Annotated in this window: 1 protein-coding gene; it reads left to right on the top strand. The window is 34.5% G+C overall.

The features are described from left to right. Positions 1-186: 186 nt before the first annotated feature. A complete protein-coding gene (locus tag PL11201_RS25625; protein ID WP_144017774.1) occupies positions 187-1,407 on the top strand; it encodes an ISL3 family transposase in 1,221 nt (406 codons plus the stop codon). Positions 1,408-1,437 lie beyond the last annotated feature (30 nt).

Below are 1,437 nucleotides of genomic sequence, written 5' to 3'. Positions count from 1 at the left end.
GGTTCTTCAGTATCTAGTATGCTAAAATTATAGTTAATAAGATCAAGAAAGAAGAAAAATATATCCAACAATAGCTGAAAATCTTTTTCCAGTTGAGAGTTGAGCGATATGTACTGTTAAGTGAAATCAGAAAAAGAGTAAATTTAGAGTAAATGGGTAACAATGGCTTCAAACAGGGAAATTAAAATGCTCACAGAACTTCTGGGGCTAGAAGGAGTAAAAGTGGGAGCACGCCATCAGCATAAAGGGATTGGAATAATTTTAGAGATAGAGACAATCCATCAGGAAAGTATCTGTCCTCGTTGTGGGGAAAAAAGCCATAGATTACATCAAAATCATCGATATCTAATTAAAGATTTACCTTGGGGAGAATCTCCAGTATTTTTGGAAATAAATAGACGACAGTTCAAATGTAAGAAATGTAAAAAGCCGTTTAGTGAGGATTTAGATTTTGTCGGAAAAAGAAGGACTTATACAAAAAGATTGGCTGATAGAATCCTACAAGAAGTTTTAGAAAAGGATATAAACAGTGTCGCCCAAAAAGGGCTGGTCACAACAGAAGAAATAGAAAGGATGTTAAAAGACGCATCATCAGAATTAGCAGAGTTTAAACCCAGCCATTTAAAAAGGCTAGGAATTGATGAAATAGCATTGATTAAAGGAAAAGGAAATTATTGTGCAGTTTTAATAGATTTAGAGAAAGCGGAATTAATTGCTATCCTCGAAAAAAGAACACAAGAAGAAATCAAAAAAGTGTTGATGGGGTGGGGAAGAGAAGTGTTAGAAAAGATAGAAGAAGTCAGTATAGATCTGTGGAAAGGATACAAAAGCTTAGTCTTAGAAATCATGCCAAATGCTCAAGTGGTAGCGGATAGATTTCATGTAATGGTACAAATCAATCAGGAGTTAGATGGGCAAAGAAAACAAGAAAGGCTGAAGGAAGAAAATTTACTAAAAACAGCAAAGTCCGAATCAGAAAAAGCCAATTCCGAAAAAATTTTAGCAGGATTGAAGAAGAGTAAATACGCTCTCTTGAAGAATGAAAAAGATTTGAATGAACAACAAAGCCAGAAACTAGCCGAAGTGAAAGAGGTTTCTCCTACCCTAAAAAGTATGCACGAATTCAAAGAAAAAATCCGTCAAATTTTTGAGGAAAAAAATGATTGGTTAGGGGGATTATGGCAATTGGGGATGTGGTTAGATGAAGCTAGAAAGTATTTCCCGAAAAGTCAAAAGACAATGATTCGATGGCTAGATGAAATTATTGCCTACTTTGATCATAGAACAACCAGTGGGGTAGTTGAGGGAATTAATAACAAGCTGAAACTGATTAAACGTTCGGCTTATGGATTCAGAAATTTTAAAAACTTTCAATCAAGATGTTTACTGAATTGGCATTTTAACTAAATCTTTAGCATACTAGATACTGAAGAACCA

Origin of the sequence: Planktothrix sp. PCC 11201, from assembly GCF_900009135.1 — a bacterium.
GTDB lineage: Bacteria > Cyanobacteriota > Cyanobacteriia > Cyanobacteriales > Microcoleaceae > Planktothrix.
This window is presented reverse-complemented; position numbering and strand designations above follow the sequence as displayed.